The organism is Marivita geojedonensis, assembly GCF_002115805.1.
GTDB classification, from domain to species: domain Bacteria; phylum Pseudomonadota; class Alphaproteobacteria; order Rhodobacterales; family Rhodobacteraceae; genus Marivita; species Marivita geojedonensis.
In genome coordinates this window covers 278940-297471 of sequence record NZ_JFKC01000003.1, presented here as the reverse complement: position 1 = coordinate 297471, position 18532 = coordinate 278940, and the positions used below count along the sequence as shown (strand labels likewise).

Sequence of the window (18532 nt, the reverse complement as noted above, 5' to 3'; positions counted from 1 at the left end):
GGGTCGAGCCTCATCGATGGGGTCGCTCTTATTCTTTGAGCAGCCCTCCGCCCGGCTGACTTGGCACCGGGGCACGGAATGCGGCGGTTGGCGCACAAAGCCGATTGGCAATATTGCCATTCCCCATGGCTCTGCCTATCAGGAGCCATGAGCACGACAGAACACGACCGCCTCCTCATCATCGACTTCGGCAGCCAGGTCACGCAGCTGATTGCGCGTCGCCTGCGCGAGCTGAATGTCTATTGCGAAATCCATCCCTATCAGAACGTGACGGATGATTTCCTGACCGATTTTGCCCCCAAGGCGATCATCTTCTCCGGTGGCCCGGACAGCGTGATGCGCGAGGGCAGCCCGCGCCCGCCGAAAAAGGCCTATGAGATGGGCGTGCCGATCCTTGGAATCTGCTACGGCCAGCAGGTGATGATGCAGGATCTGGGTGGCAAGGTCGAAGCCGGCGAACGTGCGACAGCCGAATTTGGCCGCGCCTATGTCACCCCGACGGACACCCGCAGCGATCTGCTGAGCGGCTGGTTCATGGATGGCACGGGCCGCGAACAGGTCTGGATGAGCCACGGCGACCATGTGTCTGAAATTGCTCCGGATTTTGACGTTCTGGGCACATCTCCCGGCGCGCCCTTCGCGATCACCGCCGACACCGACCGCCGGTTCTACGCCGTGCAGTTCCACCCCGAAGTGCACCACACGCCGAACGGAAAGACTCTCTACCAGAATTTCGTCCAACTTGCCGGCTTCACCGGTGACTGGACGATGGGTGCCTACCGCGAAGAAGCGATCCGTAAAATCAAGGAACAGGTCGGCGACAAGAAGGTGATCTGCGGCCTGTCCGGCGGTGTCGATAGTTCGGTTGCCGCAGCCCTGCTGCATGACGCAATTGGCGATCAGCTGACCTGCGTGTTTGTGGATCACGGTCTGCTGCGTTTGAACGAGGGCGAAGAAGTTGTCGCCATGTTCCGCGACCACATGAACCTGCAGGTGATCCACGCGCAGGAACAAGAGCTGTTTCTGAACGAGTTGGACGGCCAAAGCGACCCTGAAACCAAGAGAAAGATCATTGGCCGACTCTTCATCGACGTGTTCCAGAAATACGCCAACCAGATCGAAGGCGCAGAGTTCCTCGCGCAGGGCACGCTTTACCCGGACGTGATCGAGTCGGTCAGCTTCAGCGGCGGCCCCTCCGTCACCATCAAAAGCCACCACAATGTCGGCGGCCTGCCGGAAAAGATGGGGCTCAAGCTGGTCGAACCGCTGCGCGAGCTTTTCAAGGACGAAGTGCGCGAGCTTGGCCGCGAACTGGGCCTGCCCGACAGCTTTATCGGTCGCCACCCCTTCCCCGGCCCCGGCCTGGCGATCCGCTGTCCCGGCGAGATCACCCGCGAAAAGCTCGAGATCCTGCGCAAGGCGGATGCGGTCTATATCGACCAGATTCGCAAGCATGGGCTCTACGACGAGATCTGGCAGGCCTTTGTCGCCATTCTGCCAGTGCGCACCGTGGGTGTGATGGGTGATGGCCGTACATATGATTACGCCTGCGCCCTGCGCGCCGTGACCTCTGTGGATGGCATGACGGCGGATTACTACCCGTTCAGCCATGAATTCCTTGGTGAAACCGCCACCCGGATCATCAACGAGGTCAAGGGCATCAACCGCGTCACCTATGACATCACATCGAAGCCGCCGGGAACGATCGAATGGGAATGATACGCATCTCCCTGATCGCCGCGCTGCTGGCGCTGCCTGCTGTTTTGCAGGCAGAGCCGTCGTATCACCGCGTGATCGGGGTTGCTGCGACTGACGTTCTGAACGTGCGCGCCGAACCGTCCGCCAGCAGTGCGGATATCGGCGACCTGGCCCATGATGCCCGCCGGATCGAAGCCTTTGAGTTTGACCCGACCGGCAATTGGGCCCGCATCGCGCTGAACGAACGGGATGGCTGGGTCTCCACCCGCTTCCTGACCAGCGATGAGGTTCCCACGCTGGGCGACACGACCCTGCCCCAAGGCCTGATCTGCGGCGGGACTGAGCCGTTCTGGGCGCTGGGTCTTTATGGCGAAGACGCCCGCTATTCGCATCCCGTGGATGGCGACACCGACTTCGCCTTTGACAGCATCGTCACCGCCGAAGGCCGTCTGGGCAGTCCCGCGCTTGTCACTCTGGCGACCGAAGACAATCGCGTGATCGAAGCCACGATCTCGGGCGCGGCCTGTTCTGACGGCATGAGCGACCGCTCCTACGGGTGGACCATCACCATGCAGTTGATCGCGCCGGGCCAGCGGCGGTTCCTGTCCGGCTGTTGCCACCTGCCGCGTGACTGAATGACCTCCATGCGCCACGATATTCCGGGCCGGCCCGTATGACGCTGTCCCCGACGATCCGGGCCTGCCTCTGGATGATCGGCGCAATCGTGTCGTTCACGTCGATGGCGATTGCGGGCCGGGCTGTGAGCCTCGACCTCGATACGTTCGAGATCATGATGTATCGCAGCCTGATCGGGATGGTCATCGTCATCACCGTCGCCAGTCTTGCCGGCACATTGCAGCAAGTGCGTGCGCAGAAACTCGGCCTGCATTTCATCCGCAATGTCAGCCATTTTGCCGGACAGAACCTGTGGTTCTATTCGATCACCGTGATCCCTCTGGCACAGGTCTTTGCGCTCGAGTTCACCTCGCCGCTCTGGGTGATGCTGATGGCGCCGTTCATTCTGGGCGAACGGTTGACCAAATCGCAGGCCATCGCCGCCGTGATCGGATTTATCGGCATCCTTGTCGTCACCCGCCCCAGCCCGGACACGTTTCACATTGGTCTGGTCACGGCGGCACTCGCCGCCATCGGCTTTGCCGGATCCGCGGTGTTCACCCGCAAGCTGACCCGCACGGAAACCATCACCTGCATCCTGTTCTACCTGACGGTGATGCAGGCGGCGCTGGGACTGGGCTTTGCCGGATTCGACGGTGACATTGCCCTGCCAACAGCCGCAAATCTGCCGTGGGTCGTGGTGATCGCGATTGCCGGTCTTGTGGCGCATTTCTGTCTGACCACGGCTCTTTCACTGGCCCCGGCGACAATTGTGATGCCCATCGACTTCACCCGCCTGCCGGTGATCGCGATTGTCGGGATGCTGCTTTACGCAGAACCGCTGGATCCGTTCGTTCTTTTGGGTGCGGCGCTGATATTTGGCGCGAACTACTACAATATCTGGTCCAGCACGCGCTCGTAGCAGCTTTGTGACGCTGCGGCAAAACCGTTGAGGTGACGTACGGTTAAAATTGACCGTTCGAACAGCGGTTCTGTACCTCTGCGGGACGAGGAGACAACGAACTTCCTAGGGATGAGGGTCCTATGACAAGAATTATGACAAGCGCAGCAGCGCTTGCCGCCGCTGCAGGCGCGGCACATGCGGGCGGTATCGAGCGTTCGAACAACGATTACGGCTTCCTGTTCACACGGAACGACCAGCTGCAGCTCAGCTTTTCGCACGTGATGCCGGAACTGTCGGGTACGTATACACCGGAACTGACCGCTGCTGGCGGCGGTGAAGACAGCACCGGCAACATGCTGACCGACTACAGCAACTACGGTCTGGCGTACAAAAACGACTTCACCGAAAAGCTGACCTTCGGCATGTACGTGAACAACCCGTATGGCGCCGGCGCGGAATACACGCAGGGCATCTATTCCGGTCTGACCGCAGACTGGGACAGCGACCAGGTTGCCCTCGTCGGCAAGTACCGCGTCACGGACCGCGTTTCGGTCTTCGGCGGCGCGCGCTATGTCGAAAGCGAGGCGGACATCACGATTCCGGATCTGCTCGTTCGCAGCGCGGTTGGCCGCAACGCACAGGGGTTGGGCGCTCAGGCGCAGGCACTGGGTGCCGAGGCGCAGGCGCTGGGTGCGCAGGCGCAGGCAGCAGGTGCGGCCGGTGATCTGGCCGCCGCACAGGAGCTTGGCGCACAGGCACAGGCCCTTGGCGCTCAGGCGCAGGCGCTTGGCGTGCAGGCACAGACGCTTGGCGCTGCCGCGCAGGACTTCGGCACGTCGATGGAATACAACGCCAGTGGCCGCCGCGTGGGTGACTGGGGTGCGATCCTTGGTGTTGCCTATGAAATCCCGGACATTGCGCTGCGGGTTGCCCTGTCCTGGCAGAGTGAGATCACCCACACGTTCAGCACGTCCGAAACCCTTGCAGGTCTCGGCGTCGACGCAACCGGCGGTGACACGAAGGTGACCATGCCGCAGGCGGTGGCTCTCGATTTCCAGACCGGCATTGCACCGGGCACCCTGCTGTTTGGTCAGGTGAAATGGGTCGAGTGGTCCAAGTGGGAAGTCCGCACTCCGGAATACGAAGCCGCGACCGGCGGCAACGTCACCAGCTTTGAAAACGACCGGACCACGTGGAAGCTCGGGGTTGGCCGCGCCTTCACCGAAGACCTTTCGGTCTTTGTTCAGGTGTCCTACGAGGCGCAGAACGGTGACACCGTGTCCCGCCTTGCCCCGCGTGACGGCTTTGTGAGCCTCGGCGTCGGCGGCCAGTACAAGATGGACAACATGACCCTGCGCGGTGGTCTGGAATACGTCTGGATCGGCGAAGCCGAAGACGCATCCGGCGTGAAGTTCGAAGACAACACTGCCCTTGGTATGGGCGTGTCGCTCACCGTCGACTTCTGATCGGTAGAGACGTTCCAAGAAACAAACCCCGTCAGGCACCGTCTGGCGGGGTTTTTCGTGACACCTGTCCGCCCAGCTGACTTACAACCGTTTGACGCCCCGGTGCCGCATCGCTAATCCCAGACGACGGAATATGCGAAACGGGACAGCGCGATGATCTACGCTTCAGGACAGGACTGGCTCAACGCGCCGCACAAACGGGTTGTGCTGTTTGCCATGTCGGGTCTGGGGAAGACCCATATGTCGAACCTGCTGCGCGACACAGGCGAGTGGTTTCACTATTCCATCGATTACCGCATCGGCACGCGTTACATGGGCGAATACATCGCGGACAATGCCAAGCGCGAGGCGATGAAGGTGCCGTTTCTGCGCGAGCTGCTGATGTCGGATTCGATCTACATCGGCACCAATCTCAGCTTTCACAACCTCGCACCGGTCTCGGCCTATCTGGGAAAACCGGGAAATCCCGCGCGCGGTGGTGTGCCGATCGACGAATACCGCAAACGGCAGGATCAGTTCCGCCGTGCCGAGATGGCTGCGCTGCTCGATACCGGGTACTTCATCGACCGCGCACTCGACCTCTATGGCTATCCGCACTTTGTCTGTGACACCGGCGGTTCGATCTGCGAATGGGTCGATCCTGAAGACCCGAACGATCCGATCCTGGCGGAATTGTCAAAACACGCGCTTCTGGTCTGGATCAAGGGCGACGAGGCCCACACCCAGGAGCTGATCCGGCGTTTCGACAAGGCGCCGAAACCCATGGCGTACCAACCCGAGTTCCTTGATCGGGTCTGGACCGAATATCTGCGGGAAAACAACGTCAAGGAAGACGAAGTTGATCCCAATGCGTTTATCCGTTGGACCTACGCTCAGGCTCTTGCACATCGTCAGCCGCGATACCAGATGATGGCGGACCGCTGGGGCGTCACCATCGACGCGCATGACCTGATGGCGGATGCCACGCCACACAATTTCGACGCGTTGATCGCAAGCGCGCTGGACCAGAAAAGACAGTAAGACATGCCGATCAAACTGCCCAACAACCTGCCCGCATATGACGTTCTCAAGCGCGAGGGCGTGATGGTCATCCCCGATGAGCTTGCCAGCCAGCAGGATATTCGTCCGTTGCGCATAGCGTTGCTCAACCTCATGCCCAAGAAGATCCAGACGGAAAACCAGTTCGCCCGGCTGATCGGCGCCACGCCCCTGCAGATTGAATTCAACCTGATCCGCATGTCCGAGCATCAGACACGCAACACTGCGGCCGAGCATATGGAAAGCTTCTACCGCCCATTCGCGGAAGTGGCAGACAGTGGAGAAAAGTTCGACGGGCTGATCATCACCGGCGCGCCGATTGAACATTTGCCATATGAAGAAGTGACTTACTGGGAAGAATTAACCCAAGTAATGAACTGGACCCAGACCCATGTGCATTCCACCTTCGGCGTCTGCTGGGGCGGTATGGCGATGATTCATCATTTCCATGGGGTGCCCAAGATCGAGCTGCCGCACAAAGCGTTCGGATGCATCCGGCACCGCAACCTTGCGCCAGCCTCGCCCTATCTGCGGGGCTTCTCGGACGACATGGTGATCCCGGTCAGCCGCTGGACCGAGATCCGTCGCGAAGACGTGGAAAAAGCCGGCCTGCCGATCCTGATCGACAGCGACGAAACCGGTCCGTGCCTTGTCGAGGATCCAACGCACCGGGCGCTCTATGTGTTCAACCACTTCGAATACGACAGTGGCACGCTGAAGGACGAGTACGACCGCGATATCGCAAATGGCACGCCGATCAACGTGCCGGCGAACTACTATCCGGACAACGACCCAAGCCGCACGCCACAGAACCGCTGGCGCAGCCATGCGCATCTTCTCTATGGCAACTGGGTGTCAGAGATCTATCTAACGACTCCATTCGACATGGAGCAGATCGGCGCCTCAAGCACGGATCTGCGCAACCGCTAGGAGACCGGTTTGGCGTTAAAGGGGTTCGGCGTGCTGCTTGCATGTGCAGCCGCCCTGGTGCTGACAACGGCCTGTACGGCAGGCTATCGGGAAGCGCAGGCAGAAAAGCGATTCCCGCCGCAGGGCGACTTCCTGACGGTCAATGGGACGCGGGTTCATTATGTCACCAAAGGGTCCGGCCCCGATATCGTCCTGATCCACGGGGCGAGCGGCAACCTGCGTGATTTCACCTTCTCGCTGGTCGATAAACTCGCGGACCGCTACCGCGTCACCGCATTCGACCGGCCGGGGCTTGGATACACCGAACGGGTCAATCCGCATGGCACCACTCTGATCGAACAGGCGCGTCTACTGGCAGACGCGTCAGAGCAACTTGGCCTGCAAAATCCGATGGTTCTGGGTCAAAGCTACGGTGGCGCCGTAGCGCTGGCCTGGGCTGTTGAACGCCCAGACAGCGTTTCGGCCCTGATCCTGCTCGCCGCCGCTTCGAACCCATGGACCAGCGATCTGAGCCTTTACTACAAGGTCACCTCCAGCGATCTTGGCAGCGCGCTCGTCGTACCGGCGCTGACGGCTTTCGTGCCCAATCCGGTGATTGACCGCGCCATCGAAGACGTGTTCGCGCCCCAGAAAGAGCCAGAGGGATATGCCGAATACATCGGTGCGCCGCTCACGCTGCGCCGCGACACGATGCGCGCCAACGCCATGCAGCGCGCCAATCTGCTGGATGAAATCAAAGCCCTGCACACCCGCTATGGCACCATCACCGTGCCCACCGAGATCGTGCATGGCGATGCCGATACCACCGTTGGGCTGACCATTCACTCAATCCCCCTCTCGCAACAGATCGAGGGCGCCAACCTGACCATTCTGGAAGGGATCGGCCACATGCCGCAGCACGCCGCCGAACCCGAGGTCATTGCTGCAATTGACCGCGCGGCGCAACGTGCGGGTTTGCGTTAATCGCATTAACATCCCATATTCCTGTCAGAGCAGATGACAGAAAGGGCCCGGCATGGACCTTCCTTTTGACGGTGCGATCAGCGCCTTTTTCAACGACACCGCGCCGGATGACGTGCGCAATGCAATCAAGCGCGCGGAAAAAGGCGACATCATCACGCCCGACTACCCGTATTCCGACCGTATGCCGCGCAAGGCGTATGAAAAGGACCTTGCCGCGCTTCAGATCGAACTGGTCAAGATGCAGACCTGGGCCAAGGAAAGCGGAGCGCGGGTCGCCATCGTTTTCGAAGGTCGTGACGCAGCCGGAAAAGGCGGAACAATCAAACGCTTCCGGGAAAATCTTAATCCCCGTGGCGCGCGGGTGGTCGCCCTGTCAAAGCCGACCGAGACCGAGGCGACCCAATGGTACTTCCAGCGCTATGTCGACCATCTTCCCTCGGCGGGGGAAATCACGTTCTTTGACCGCAGCTGGTACAACCGCGCGGTGGTCGAACATGTCTTCGGGTTCTGCACACCGGAACAAAGAATGCATTTCTTCACCCAGGTGCCCGATTTCGAAAAGATGCTGGTCGATGACGGGATCAAGCTCTTCAAGATCTGGCTCAATGTCGGCCGTGGCGAACAGCTCCGTCGTTTCCTGTCGCGCGAAAGTGACCCGCTCAAGCAGTGGAAACTCAGCTGGATTGACGTGGAAGGCCTCAAGCGCTGGGACGCCTACAGCGATGCCATCCGCGAAACCTTTGCAAAAAGCCACAGCGATCACGCCCCCTGGACCGTGATCCGCTCCGATGACAAGCGCCGCGCGCGGATCAATGCCATCCGGAGCGTGCTGACCCAATTGGACTATGCCCGCAAGGACGTGAAGGCCTTGGGCAAGACCGATCCGAAAGTCTGCGGTGGGCCGGACATCTGGGATGGCTAAACGCGGCTACCATCACGGCAATCTGCGGCAGGCCCTCGTTGATGCAGCTCTCGAGCTGATCACCGAGAAGGGCCCGACCGGCTTTACCCTCTCGGAAGCCGCCAAACAGGCGGGCGTCACCCCCGCCGCCGTCTACCGCCATTTCGAAGGCCGCGAAGACCTGATCGCCGAAGCGGCGCTTCAGGGCTACGAGATTTTCGCCGATGTGATGCAATACGCCTATGACAGCGGCCAACCCTCGGCCTTGGCTGCCTTCGAGGCGACAGGCCGCGCATATTTAGCTTTTGCGCGAAAATACCCCGGTCACTATATTGCAATGTTTGAAAGTGGCATCTCGGTGAACCGCACGCCGGAACTGGCTGCAGTCTCGGCTCGCGCCCGGTCAGTGCTTGAACGCGCCGCAGAAGATCTGTCGCAGCACATTCCCCCAGAAAAGCGCCCGCCCGCCTCCATGTTCTCCGCCCATATCTGGGCGCTGAGCCACGGCGTGGTCGAACTCTTTGCGCGGAACTCTCCCGGAACGACCTCGCCGTTCCCCCCCGAGGAACTGCTGGAATCCGCAATCGGCGTCTACCTGCGCGGATTGGGCCTGATTGCCCCCGATCAGTGACGTGACAAACCCCCAGCGACGGATTACATCGCGCCTCATGACACAGGAACTCCACATCGTTGGCGGCGGCATGGCCGGATCCGAAGCTGCCTGGCAGGCCGCAAACCGGGGCGTGCGCGTCGTGATCCACGAAATGCGCCCCAAGGTCGAAACCTTCGCCCACAAGACCGGCGATCTGGGCGAGATGGTGTGCTCCAACTCGTTCCGGTCGGACGATCACGAACAGAACGCCGTGGGCCTGCTGCACTGGGAAATGCGCGAAGCGGGTGGTCTGATCATCAGTACCGCGCATCAGCACCGTCTGCCCGCCGGGGGTGCTTTGGCCGTCGACCGCGATGCCTTCAGCGCCGAAATCACAGCACGTCTTCGAGCACATGAAAATGTCCGCGTAAGCCACGAAGAAATCAAAGAACTTCCCTCCGAAGGCCATTGGATCTTCGCCACCGGCCCACTGACGAGCGCGGCCTTGGGTCAGGCGATCCAGTCTGAGACCGGCACCGACCGGCTGGCCTTCTTCGACGCCATTGCCCCCATCATCTATTTCGACAGCATCGACATGAGCAAAGCGTGGCTCCAGTCGCGCTATGACAAGGGCGAAACCGAGGAAGAACAGCGCGCCTATATCAACTGCCCGATGGACAAGGACCAATACGAAGCTTTCATCGACGCGCTTCTGGCCGCCGATAAGACCGAGTTCCACGAAGGCGAGACCGCAGGCTACTTCGACGGCTGCCTGCCGATCGAGGTGATGGCCGAGCGGGGCCGTGAAACCCTGCGCCACGGCCCGATGAAGCCTGTGGGCCTGAGTAACCCGCACCAACCCGACGTGAAACCATGGGCCGTGGTCCAGCTGCGCCGCGACAATGCCTTGGGGACGCTCTACAACATCGTCGGCTTCCAGACCAAAATGAAGTACGGCGCGCAAACCGTTGTTTTCAGGATGATTCCCGGACTTGAGAACGCAAGCTTCGCGCGTCTTGGCGGCATCCACCGCAACACCTTCCTCAACAGCCCGACGCTGCTTGATGACCAGATGCGCCTGCGCTCCCGGCCCAATATCCGCTTTGCCGGACAGGTCACGGGTGTTGAAGGCTATGTCGAATCCGCCGCAATGGGCCTCCTCGCGGGTCGCATGGCGGCCGCCGAGATCACCGGCACTCCGATCCCCACAGTGCCGCAGGACAGCGCCCATGGCGCGTTGATCCACCACATCACCGGCGGGGCCGATGCCAAGACTTTCCAGCCGATGAACGTCAATTTCGGCCTCTTCCGTCCGGTCGATGGACTCAAAGGCGGACGCCGCGGCCGCAAGGACCGCTACAAGGCCTATACAGACCGCGCAAAGGTGGCCTGGAGCGACTGGCTCGCCGCACAATCCGAAACGCTGGACGCCTCTGCCGCGGAATGACTATGCTCTGCCCATGAGCAAGTCCTACCTCGACAAAGTTTATGATGTGAAGGGCGCGGAAGAGACCCGAGCACTCTATGACGCGTGGTCCGAAAGCTACGAGGCCGAGATCGCCGAAAACGGCTATGCCACGCCAAAACGCTGTGCCGAGGCGCTGTCCGCCGCCCTGCCCGATAAAGACGCTCCAATCCTCGATTTCGGCTGCGGCACGGGTTTGTCCGGGATCGCGCTGCGTCAGGCTGGTTTCACCTGCATCGATGGCGTCGATCTGTCACCCGACATGCTGGCGAAGGCAAAAGACAAGTCGCTCTACCGCAGCCTGACGGTGATCGACGCAGGCGATCCACCTCCCGGCGACGCCGGCACCTATACCGCCATCACCGCGATCGGCGTGATCGGTTCCGGCGCGGCCCCCCTGAGCGTTCTGGATCAGCTTTGCGCAGCTCTCGTGCCGGGTGGCTTGGTGTGTTTTTCGTTCAACGATCACACGCTGGAAGACCCCGCCTTTGAAAACCGGGTCACAGCTCTGGTGGCAGACGGCACCCTGCGGATGATCAACCGGGACTACGGACCGCACCTGCCCGCCCGCAACATCAACTCCGCCGTCTACGTGCTTGAAAAAACGTGACCTTCACAACACGTTTCGCTCCCAGCCCAACGGGACAGTTGCATCTGGGCCATGCCTATTCCGCGCTTCTCGCCTTTGACATGGCGCAGCAGGCAGGTGGTCGTTTCCTGCTCAGGATCGAAGACACCGACACCGCCCGTTGCACCCCCGCGTTCGAGGCACAGATCTACGACGATCTTGCCTGGATTGGCCTGAGCTGGGAAACCCCGGTGCTCCGCCAGTCCGACAACACCGCCGCTTATGAGACTGTGCTTGAGCGATTGGGAGAGATGGGACTGCTTTACCCGTGTTCCTGCACGCGCGGCGACATCCGCCGCGCCGCCTCCGCCCCGCAGGAAGGCGCACCGATGCACGGGCCCGACGGGCTGATCTACCCCGGCACATGCCGCCACCGCGCGTGGTCCGATCGCTCCGACATGGATGCCGTCCGCCTTCACATGGCCCGAGCTGTGGACCACCTCAATACGCTGCCCCAATACACCGAGACCGGCGTTCACCCCGCATTAACGTTAACGCGTGCACATCTCACGGAAGAGGTCGGCGACATCGTTCTGGCCCGTCGCGACAACAAAACCGCCGCATATCACCTGAGTGTCGTGGTCGATGACGCGGCACAGGGCATCACCCACGTGATCCGCGGCGAAGACCTTGCCACCGCCACACCGATCCACGTTCTGCTGCAAACGCTGCTGGGGCTGCCGACCCCCACCTATCACCACCACCGCCTGATCCGCGACGAGACAGGCAAACGCCTCGCCAAACGCGACGACGCCCGCGCCATTGCACTCTACCGATCAGAAGGGGCAACGCCGCAGGACATCCGCGAGATGGTGGGCCTGGCCACCGGCTGATCTTCATCTTGCCAGATAAACTCCGGGGGTATGGGGGCAGCGCCCCCATTCTTACGCCTCGACCGGCGCCATGATCTCCACTTCCGAACCGTCCTGGACTTCGGTGTAGAAACACGACCGCCGGTTCGTGTGACAGGAGGGACCAGTCTGGTTCACCGTCACCAGCAGGCAGTCCCGGTCGCAATCCAAGCGCAGCGCCACCAGCTCCTGCACATGGCCCGAGCTTTCGCCTTTGACCCAGAACGCCTGCCGCGAGCGCGACCAATAGGTCACCTTCCCGGTCTCAAGCGTTTTGGCCACGGCCTCGGCGTTCATCCACGCCATCATCAGCACCTCACCGCTTGACGCGTCCTGTGCAATCGCCGGGATCAGGCCCGCCTCGTTATAGACCAAAGTCGCAGGATCAAAGCGCATCGGGAAAAACCTTTTTGCATCTGCCGGATGGTCCCCTATCTATGGGGGGAACGTCGAAAGGAAAAGCCATGTCGGGCGACACGGATCTGATCAAGCTGTATTCTGGCAAAATCCTCGCACTGGCTGCGGATATTCCGCACCACACCCGGCTTGATGCACCCGGAGCGACAGTCAAGAAACGCTCGCCGCTCTGCGGGTCGACCGTGACGGTGGATCTGACGCTGGAGAACGGCACCGTCGCGGCCTACGGTCAGGATGTCAAAGCCTGTGCGCTGGGTCAGGCCGCCGCGTCCGTTGTCGGTGGCGCGATCATCGGCACCACGCCCGCACAGATCGTCCAGGCGCGTGACGAATTGCGCACCATGCTCAAGGAAGACGGCCCCACCCCCTCCGCTCCATTCGACGGGCTGGAAGTGCTGCGCCCGGCGGTGGCGTTCAAGAACCGCCATGCCTCGATCCTGCTGACGCTCGAAGCGGCATCGGATGCCGTGGCGCAACTGGCGGAAACGCAAAGCGCCTGATTTCAGAAATTTTACCATCTGATAAAAAAACCGCCGCACTCCAGAAACTGAAGGCGGCGGGAAAGTCGCGCGTTCGTTGGGGGCCATCAGGACGGTGAAGGCAGGCAACCTTCTGGGACAGGTGCATCAGTTGGGACAGGATGCGGAGCCGTCAGGCAGAAACACGCAGGCAAAAAAGGTAACAGATCAGACGAGCACCGGCAGATGCAGCGCCGCAACCAGCATCACAACCAGCGACATGGCCCCAAGCGCATCCTGAAGAAGCGCCGTGTTGGTCTGGGCCCTGGCGGCGTGGAACGAGATTTTGATCCGCTGCATCATGGTTAAGTCCTCCTTGTTGCCCCTTTGTTCTCATATTCTTTACGGCCTGTAAAGAACTTTATGAGAACATTTGGGAACAAAAGCGGTTAACCCACCGAAATAAGCTGAATCGCCTGATCCTGTTTCATCAGATACAGCAGCGCCCGCGCTGCTTTTCCACGCTCCGATGTCAGGCTCGGATCATCCAAGAGCAGCTTGCGCGCATCGTCCTGCGCCATCGCCATCAGGCTCGCCTGCCGTTCCAGATCGGCAATCCGGAACCTCGGCAGTCCCGATTGCGCTGTGCCCAGAACGTCACCCGCCCCGCGCATCTCCAGATCGACCTCGGATATGCGGAACCCGTCCTCGGTCTCGCGCAACGTGGTGAGGCGTTTCATTCCGGTCTCTGACAGCGGCGGCTGGTAGAGCAGCAGGCAGGTCGAGGCCGCCGCCCCGCGTCCGACGCGGCCCCTGAGCTGGTGCAGTTGGGCAAGGCCAAAGATTTCGGCCCGTTCGATCACCATGATCGAGGCGTTGGGCACGTTGACGCCCACTTCGATAACGGTGGTCGCCACCAGCACGCCGGTCTGTCCCGAAACAAACCGCGCCATCGCCGCGTCTTTCTCAGCGGGTGGCATCTGGCCATGCACCAACCCGACCACCCCTTCGCCCAGCATCGCGCGCAGGCGTTTGAACCGCTCTTCCGCTGCCGTCAGATCGGACACCTCGCTTTCATCCACGAGGGGGCAGACCCAATAGGCCTGCCGCCCCTCGGCCACCGCCTTGCGCAGATGTTCGATCACCTCGTCCATGCGTTCATTGGAGAGGAGCGCGGTCTTCACAGGCGTGCGTCCGGGCGGTTTTTCATCGAGGATCGACACATCCATGTCGCCATATTGAGCAAGCGCCAAGGAACGCGGGATCGGCGTTGCGGTCATCACCAGCACATCGACCGCCATTCCCTTGCGCCCCAGCTCCAGCCGCTGCCGCACGCCAAAGCGGTGCTGCTCGTCGATGATCGCCAGCCGCAGATCGGCGAATTCCACGTCTTTCTGGAACACCGCATGGGTGCCCACGAGGATCTGAATGTCGCCCCGCGCCAGCGCCGCCAGCTTGGCTTTGCGCTCCGCTCCCTTGTCGCGCCCCGTGAGCAGTTCAAGCACGACGCCCGCATCCTCGGCCAAAGGCTGCAACCCCTCAAGATGCTGACGCGCAAGGATTTCGGTCGGGGCCATCATCACGCCCTGCCCGCCTGCCTCGACCGCCGTGAGCAGCGCCATGAACGCCACCAGCGTCTTGCCCGCGCCGACATCGCCCTGCAACAGCCGGTTCATCCGGTGCGGGCTGGCCATGTCATCGGTGATTTCGTCAATCGCACTCATCTGAGCACCGGTCGGACGATAGGGCAGCGCCGTCAGCACCTTGTGCCGCAGCGTGCCATTGCCTTCGGTCACGATCCCCGGCTTCGCCCGCCGCTGCGCACGGGCCAACGCCAGCGTCAACTGATGCGCCAGGAGCTCGTCATAGGCCAAACGCCGCCGCGCCGGGCTGTCAAACGACAGCGCGCCCGTGCCCTGCGGCGCATGTGCCATCTCCATCGCAGCATGCCAGCTGGGCCAGTCTTCACGCTCCATCAGACGCGGGTCGATCCATTCCGGCAGGTCCGGCGCACGGGACAGCGCGTCAGTTGCTGCCTTGACCATCGTTTTCTGCGTGACCCCGGCAGTCAGTGGATAGACCGGCTCGAACGGAAGAAGGCTGTCCGCCTCATCCGGCATCAGCACGTGGTCGGGATGCACCATCTGCGCCATGCCGTCAAAAAACTCGACCTTGCCCGACACGATCCGCCGCGCACCGAAAGGCAGGATTTTCGCAACGTAATCACCACGTGCGTGGAAAAAGACGATCTGGAACGCGGTCCTCGAATCCTCCACCTGCACCCGGTACGCGCCGCCCTTGTTGCGCGGCGGGCGATGTTGGCCGATCTGCACCTCGACCGTCAGGGTCGCTGGCAGATCCGCCCCGTTCACCGTGTCGCGCAGACGACGATCCACCACCGAATGCGGCAGCGTATAAAGCAGGTCGCGCGGCACCTCGATGCCGATCTGGCCGAGCGTGTCTGCGGTTTTCGGGCCGACGCCCTTGAGCCCGCTCAGTTCGCCAAAGAGCGGAAACAGGATTTCCGGCCTCCCGCTCATGCGCCCTCGATCAGTTTGAACCAGCCGTCTTCGTCGATGATCTCGACCCCCAGATCCCGCGCCTTGGTTTCTTTCGACCCGGCCCCCGGCCCGGCGACGAGCAGGTCGGTTTTGGCGGACACGGAGCCAGACACCTTGGCCCCCAGAGATTCCGCCCGCGCCTTGGCCTCGGCCCGCGTCATGCGTTCGAGCGTGCCGGTGAAGACAACGGTTTTGCCCGCAACCGGGCTGCCTTCGGTGCGGGGGCGTTCGGCCTCTTGTACCGTCAGATGCGCCACCAAGCGGTCAATCGAGGCGCGTTCGGCCTCCTGTGCAAAGCTGTGCACCAATGAGTTGGCAACCACCGTGCCGATGCCGTCGATGCCGATCAGGCCGACCCAGGCCTCGCCCTCAGGGTCATGGGCTGCGTCGATTGCCGACTGAAACGCATCCCACGTGCCATAGGATCGCGCGAGCAGGTTGGCGACCACTTCGCCCACATGTCGAATTCCGAGGGAAAAAATGAGACGTCCCAGTGGGATGGTACGCTTTTCGTCGATGGCATCGAAGAGGTTCTGAGCCGATTTCTCGCCCCACCCCTCGCGGTTCTTAAGTTGCTGGAGGCCACTGCCATAGCGGTCTTTCAGCGTGAAAATGTCGGCGGGTTCCTTGATCCAGCCGTCATTGTAGAACTGTTCGACCTGTTTTGCGCCCAGACCTTCAATGTCGAAGGCGGCGCGGGACACGAAGTGCTTGAGCTTTTCCACCGCCTGCGCCGGGCAGATCAGACCACCGGAGCAGCGTCGAACTGCGTCGCCCTCCTCGCGGATCGCTTCGGACCCACATTCAGGGCAAAGTTTCGGAAATTCATAGGGTTGCGCGCCATCTGGCCGCTTGTCGAGATCGACATCGGCCACTTTGGGGATCACGTCTCCGGCGCGGTAGACCTGCACCCAGTCGCCAACGCGAATGTCCTTGCCACCCCGGATCGGCGCGCCATTGGCGTCGCGCCCGGCGATGTAATCCTCGTTGTGGAGCGTGGCGTTCGACACCACAACGCCGCCCACGGTGACGGGGGTCAGCCGCGCCACGGGGCTGAGCGCGCCAGTGCGGCCGACCTGAATATCGATCGCCTCAAGCCGGGTCCAGGCGAGTTCGGCGGGAAATTTATGCGCGATGGCCCAGCGGGGCGTGGTGGAGCGGAAGCCAAGGCGGGATTGGTAGCCGAGGTCATCCACCTTGTAGACCACCCCGTCGATGTCATAGCCGAGCGTCGCGCGCTGTTCTTCGATGGATTTGTAATGCGCGATCATGTCGGCGGGGCCGTCGCAGCGTTCGGTCAGCGGGTTGGTCTGGAACCCAAGCTCCTGCAGGCGTTGGATTGCGCCGATCTGCGTGTCGGCCAAAGGCGCGCTGAGCGCGCCCCAGGAATAGGCGAAGAACCGCAGCGGCCGGTCCTTGGTGATATTCGCATCCAACTGGCGCAGCGATCCTGCGGCGGCATTGCGCGGGTTGGCGAATGTCTTGGCGCCCTTCGCGGCCTGCCGTTCATTGAGATCCGCGAAATCGGCGTGGCTCATATAGACCTCGCCGCGCACTTCCAGCACCTCGGGCGCACCGCTGAGCGTTTCGGGAATGTCGTCGATGGTACGGGCATTGGCGGTGACGTTTTCGCCTGTGGCACCATCGCCTCGTGTGGCCGCCTGCACCAGCTTGCCGTTCTCGTAGCGCAGAGACAGCGACAGCCCGTCGATCTTGGGTTCCGCCGTATAAGCCAGCGGGTCCCTGTCCGAGAGCCCCAGATAGCGCCGGATGCTCTGGTCAAAGCTGGTGATGTCATCGTCTTCAAAGGCGTTGGAGAGCGACATCATCCGCACTTCGTGGCGGACCTTGGCAAAGCCGTCGGCAACCGGAGCGCCGACCTGTTCGCTTGGGCTGTCGGCGCGTTTCAACGCCGGAAAACGGGCCTCGATCTCGGCATTGCGGCGCTTGAGGCGGTCATACTCCGCGTCCGGCATCTCGGGCGCGTCTTCGGTGTGATAGGCGGTGTTGGCTTCTGCCAACAGCGTCGCCAACCGCTCCAACTCAACGCGGGCGTCTGCCTCTGACAGGTCTTTGACCGCGATCTCCTGCTCTGCCATGTGCCCCCCGCTGGCTGCCTTGATGGACAGAGTGATAGGCCCGGGGGTGCTGAGCGTCCAGATTTGAAACGATGCAAAACCCGACTTCCTGCCGGTCAGGTCGGTCGGGAGGCCAGCGCCGCCGCCAACCGCCGGGGCGCAAGACGGGCCTCAGGCCCCGATGGCAAGACGCCCTGTTTCCTCAACCTCCGGATCACGCAGGACATAGCCCCGCCCCCAGACGGTTTCGATATGGCTGCCCTCGCCGGTGGCTTCCGCGAGTTTCTTACGCAGCTTGCAGATGAACACATCAATGATCTTGAGTTCGGGTTCGTCCATCCCGCCGTAAAGGTGGTTGAGGAACATTTCCTTGGTCAGCGTGGTCCCCTTGCGCAGGCTGAGCAGCTCGAGCATCTGGTATTCCTTGCCGGTCAGATGCACCGTGTTGCCATCCACCTGAACGGTCTTGGCGTCGAGATTGACCTCTACCTTGCCGGTTCGGATGATCGACTGGGAGTGACCCTTCGAACGTCTGATAATCGCATGAATCCGCGCGACCAGTTCTTCGCGGTGGAACGGTTTGGTCAGGTAGTCGTCCGCGCCAAACCCGAAACCCTTGATCTTGTCTTCACTGGCGTCATTGCCCGACAGGATCAGGATCGGCGTTTCGATCCGCGCAAGGCGCAACTGCCGCAGCACGTCAAAACCGTTCATGTCAGGCAGATTGATATCAAGAAGGATCAGATCGTAGTCATACAGCTTGGCCAGATCGACGCCTTCTTCCCCGAGATCGGTGGAATAGACGTTCAGGTTGGCATTGCCCAACATCAATTCGATGCTTTTTGAAGTCGTCGGGTCATCCTCGACCAAGAGTACACGCATCAATTTTCTCCGCAATGTCAGTCTCCGGCGTGGGGAGACTGTCTCAAAAAGGTTAACCCAAGGTTAGCAGCGTACGCGCAATTAA

General features: G+C 61.5%; 18 protein-coding genes. 13 read left to right on the top strand and 5 right to left on the bottom strand.

Annotated elements, in window-relative coordinates; translation table 11 throughout:
* Positions 1–147 precede the first annotated feature (147 nt).
* The 12 genes from guaA (at position 148) to gluQRS (ending at position 12033) form a co-directional block, all read left to right on the top strand.
* Positions 148–1719 (top strand): glutamine-hydrolyzing GMP synthase, encoded by a 1572-nt coding sequence (gene guaA, locus MGEO_RS06480; protein ID WP_085635888.1) that lies wholly within the window; start codon positions 148–150, stop codon positions 1717–1719.
* Complete coding sequence (locus MGEO_RS06475) at positions 1710–2333, top strand: SH3 domain-containing protein (protein WP_085635887.1); 624 nt, start codon at positions 1710–1712, stop codon at positions 2331–2333. Before guaA ends, MGEO_RS06475 begins: the two co-directional genes overlap by 10 nt.
* A gap of 38 nt (positions 2334–2371) precedes the next feature.
* Positions 2372–3235 carry a DMT family transporter gene (locus tag MGEO_RS06470; RefSeq protein ID WP_408607489.1) on the top strand — a complete coding sequence of 288 codons (864 nt, stop codon included), beginning with the start codon at positions 2372–2374 and terminating at the stop codon, positions 3233–3235.
* A 122-nt stretch (positions 3236–3357) separates the two neighbouring features.
* Positions 3358–4683, top strand: coding sequence for a hypothetical protein (locus tag MGEO_RS21540; RefSeq protein WP_233139708.1), 1326 nt, complete (start codon positions 3358–3360; stop codon positions 4681–4683).
* 153 nt (positions 4684–4836) lie between these two features.
* Complete coding sequence (locus MGEO_RS06460) at positions 4837–5703, top strand: ATPase (RefSeq protein WP_085635885.1); 867 nt, start codon at positions 4837–4839, stop codon at positions 5701–5703.
* 3 nt (positions 5704–5706) lie between these two features.
* Positions 5707–6651 (top strand): homoserine O-succinyltransferase, encoded by a 945-nt coding sequence (locus tag MGEO_RS06455; protein WP_085635884.1) that lies wholly within the window; start codon positions 5707–5709, stop codon positions 6649–6651.
* A gap of 30 nt (positions 6652–6681) precedes the next feature.
* Positions 6682–7614, top strand: coding sequence for an alpha/beta fold hydrolase (locus tag MGEO_RS06450; protein ID WP_233139705.1), 933 nt, complete (start codon positions 6682–6684; stop codon positions 7612–7614).
* Positions 7615–7666: 52 nt separating this feature from the next.
* On the top strand, positions 7667–8536 hold the full coding sequence (ppk2, locus tag MGEO_RS06445; RefSeq protein ID WP_085635882.1) for a polyphosphate kinase 2: 870 nt from the start codon (positions 7667–7669) through the stop codon (positions 8534–8536).
* Positions 8529–9146, top strand: coding sequence for a TetR/AcrR family transcriptional regulator (locus tag MGEO_RS06440; protein ID WP_085635881.1), 618 nt, complete (start codon positions 8529–8531; stop codon positions 9144–9146). Before ppk2 ends, MGEO_RS06440 begins: the two co-directional genes overlap by 8 nt.
* Positions 9147–9183: 37 nt before the next feature.
* Complete coding sequence (gene trmFO / locus MGEO_RS06435) at positions 9184–10554, top strand: methylenetetrahydrofolate--tRNA-(uracil(54)-C(5))-methyltransferase (FADH(2)-oxidizing) TrmFO (protein WP_085635880.1); 1371 nt, start codon at positions 9184–9186, stop codon at positions 10552–10554.
* Between the two features lie 13 nt (positions 10555–10567).
* Positions 10568–11182, top strand: coding sequence for a class I SAM-dependent DNA methyltransferase (locus MGEO_RS06430; RefSeq protein WP_085635879.1), 615 nt, complete (start codon positions 10568–10570; stop codon positions 11180–11182).
* Positions 11179–12033 (top strand): tRNA glutamyl-Q(34) synthetase GluQRS, encoded by an 855-nt coding sequence (gene gluQRS / locus MGEO_RS06425; protein WP_085635878.1) that lies wholly within the window; start codon positions 11179–11181, stop codon positions 12031–12033. The genes MGEO_RS06430 and gluQRS overlap by 4 nt, the downstream gene beginning before the upstream one ends.
* 51 nt (positions 12034–12084) lie before the next feature.
* On the opposite strand, the gene hisI is transcribed toward gluQRS, so the two are convergent.
* Positions 12085–12447 (bottom strand): phosphoribosyl-AMP cyclohydrolase, encoded by a 363-nt coding sequence (gene hisI, locus MGEO_RS06420; RefSeq protein ID WP_085635877.1) that lies wholly within the window; start codon positions 12445–12447, stop codon positions 12085–12087.
* Between the two features lie 68 nt (positions 12448–12515).
* Here hisI and MGEO_RS06415 point away from each other — a divergent pair, with 68 nt between their 5' ends.
* The gene (locus MGEO_RS06415) at positions 12516–12968 is read left to right on the top strand and encodes an iron-sulfur cluster assembly scaffold protein (RefSeq protein ID WP_085635876.1); all 453 of its coding nucleotides are present in this window, start codon (positions 12516–12518) and stop codon (positions 12966–12968) included.
* Positions 12969–13154: 186 nt separating this feature from the next.
* On the opposite strand, the gene MGEO_RS21840 is transcribed toward MGEO_RS06415, so the two are convergent.
* The 4 genes from MGEO_RS21840 to ctrA all read right to left on the bottom strand — a co-directional run bounded on the left by MGEO_RS21840 (position 13155) and on the right by ctrA (position 18447).
* On the bottom strand, positions 13155–13289 hold the full coding sequence (locus MGEO_RS21840) for a hypothetical protein (protein WP_269845878.1): 135 nt from the start codon (positions 13287–13289) through the stop codon (positions 13155–13157).
* Between the two features lie 86 nt (positions 13290–13375).
* Positions 13376–15466, bottom strand: coding sequence for an ATP-dependent DNA helicase RecG (gene recG, locus MGEO_RS06410; protein WP_085635875.1), 2091 nt, complete (start codon positions 15464–15466; stop codon positions 13376–13378).
* Positions 15463–17586, bottom strand: coding sequence for an NAD-dependent DNA ligase LigA (gene ligA / locus MGEO_RS06405; protein ID WP_085635874.1), 2124 nt, complete (start codon positions 17584–17586; stop codon positions 15463–15465). Before ligA ends, recG begins: the two co-directional genes overlap by 4 nt.
* A 150-nt stretch (positions 17587–17736) precedes the next feature.
* The gene (ctrA, locus tag MGEO_RS06400) at positions 17737–18447 is read right to left on the bottom strand and encodes a response regulator transcription factor CtrA (protein ID WP_085635873.1); all 711 of its coding nucleotides are present in this window, start codon (positions 18445–18447) and stop codon (positions 17737–17739) included.
* Positions 18448–18532 lie beyond the last annotated feature (85 nt).

Excerpts from the sequence above, each read along its gene's own strand:
- guaA (WP_085635888.1), top strand. The coding sequence starts at position 148 with ATGAGCACGACAGAACACGACCGCCTCCTCATCATCGACTTCGGCAGC.
- MGEO_RS06475 (WP_085635887.1), top strand. The coding sequence starts at position 1,710 with ATGGGAATGATACGCATCTCCCTGATCGCCGCGCTGCTGGCGCTGCCT.
- MGEO_RS06470 (WP_408607489.1), top strand. The coding sequence starts at position 2,372 with ATGACGCTGTCCCCGACGATCCGGGCCTGCCTCTGGATGATCGGCGCA.
- MGEO_RS21540 (WP_233139708.1), top strand. The coding sequence starts at position 3,358 with ATGACAAGAATTATGACAAGCGCAGCAGCGCTTGCCGCCGCTGCAGGC.
- MGEO_RS06460 (WP_085635885.1), top strand. The coding sequence starts at position 4,837 with ATGATCTACGCTTCAGGACAGGACTGGCTCAACGCGCCGCACAAACGG.
- MGEO_RS06455 (WP_085635884.1), top strand. The coding sequence starts at position 5,707 with ATGCCGATCAAACTGCCCAACAACCTGCCCGCATATGACGTTCTCAAG.
- ppk2 (WP_085635882.1), top strand. The coding sequence starts at position 7,667 with ATGGACCTTCCTTTTGACGGTGCGATCAGCGCCTTTTTCAACGACACC.
- MGEO_RS06440 (WP_085635881.1), top strand. The coding sequence starts at position 8,529 with ATGGCTAAACGCGGCTACCATCACGGCAATCTGCGGCAGGCCCTCGTT.
- trmFO (WP_085635880.1), top strand. The coding sequence starts at position 9,184 with ATGACACAGGAACTCCACATCGTTGGCGGCGGCATGGCCGGATCCGAA.
- MGEO_RS06430 (WP_085635879.1), top strand. The coding sequence starts at position 10,568 with ATGAGCAAGTCCTACCTCGACAAAGTTTATGATGTGAAGGGCGCGGAA.
- hisI (WP_085635877.1), bottom strand. The coding sequence starts at position 12,447 with ATGCGCTTTGATCCTGCGACTTTGGTCTATAACGAGGCGGGCCTGATC.
- MGEO_RS06415 (WP_085635876.1), top strand. The coding sequence starts at position 12,516 with ATGTCGGGCGACACGGATCTGATCAAGCTGTATTCTGGCAAAATCCTC.
- MGEO_RS21840 (WP_269845878.1), bottom strand. The coding sequence starts at position 13,289 with ATGATGCAGCGGATCAAAATCTCGTTCCACGCCGCCAGGGCCCAGACC.
- recG (WP_085635875.1), bottom strand. The coding sequence starts at position 15,466 with ATGAGCGGGAGGCCGGAAATCCTGTTTCCGCTCTTTGGCGAACTGAGC.
- ligA (WP_085635874.1), bottom strand. The coding sequence starts at position 17,586 with ATGGCAGAGCAGGAGATCGCGGTCAAAGACCTGTCAGAGGCAGACGCC.
- ctrA (WP_085635873.1), bottom strand. The coding sequence starts at position 18,447 with ATGCGTGTACTCTTGGTCGAGGATGACCCGACGACTTCAAAAAGCATC.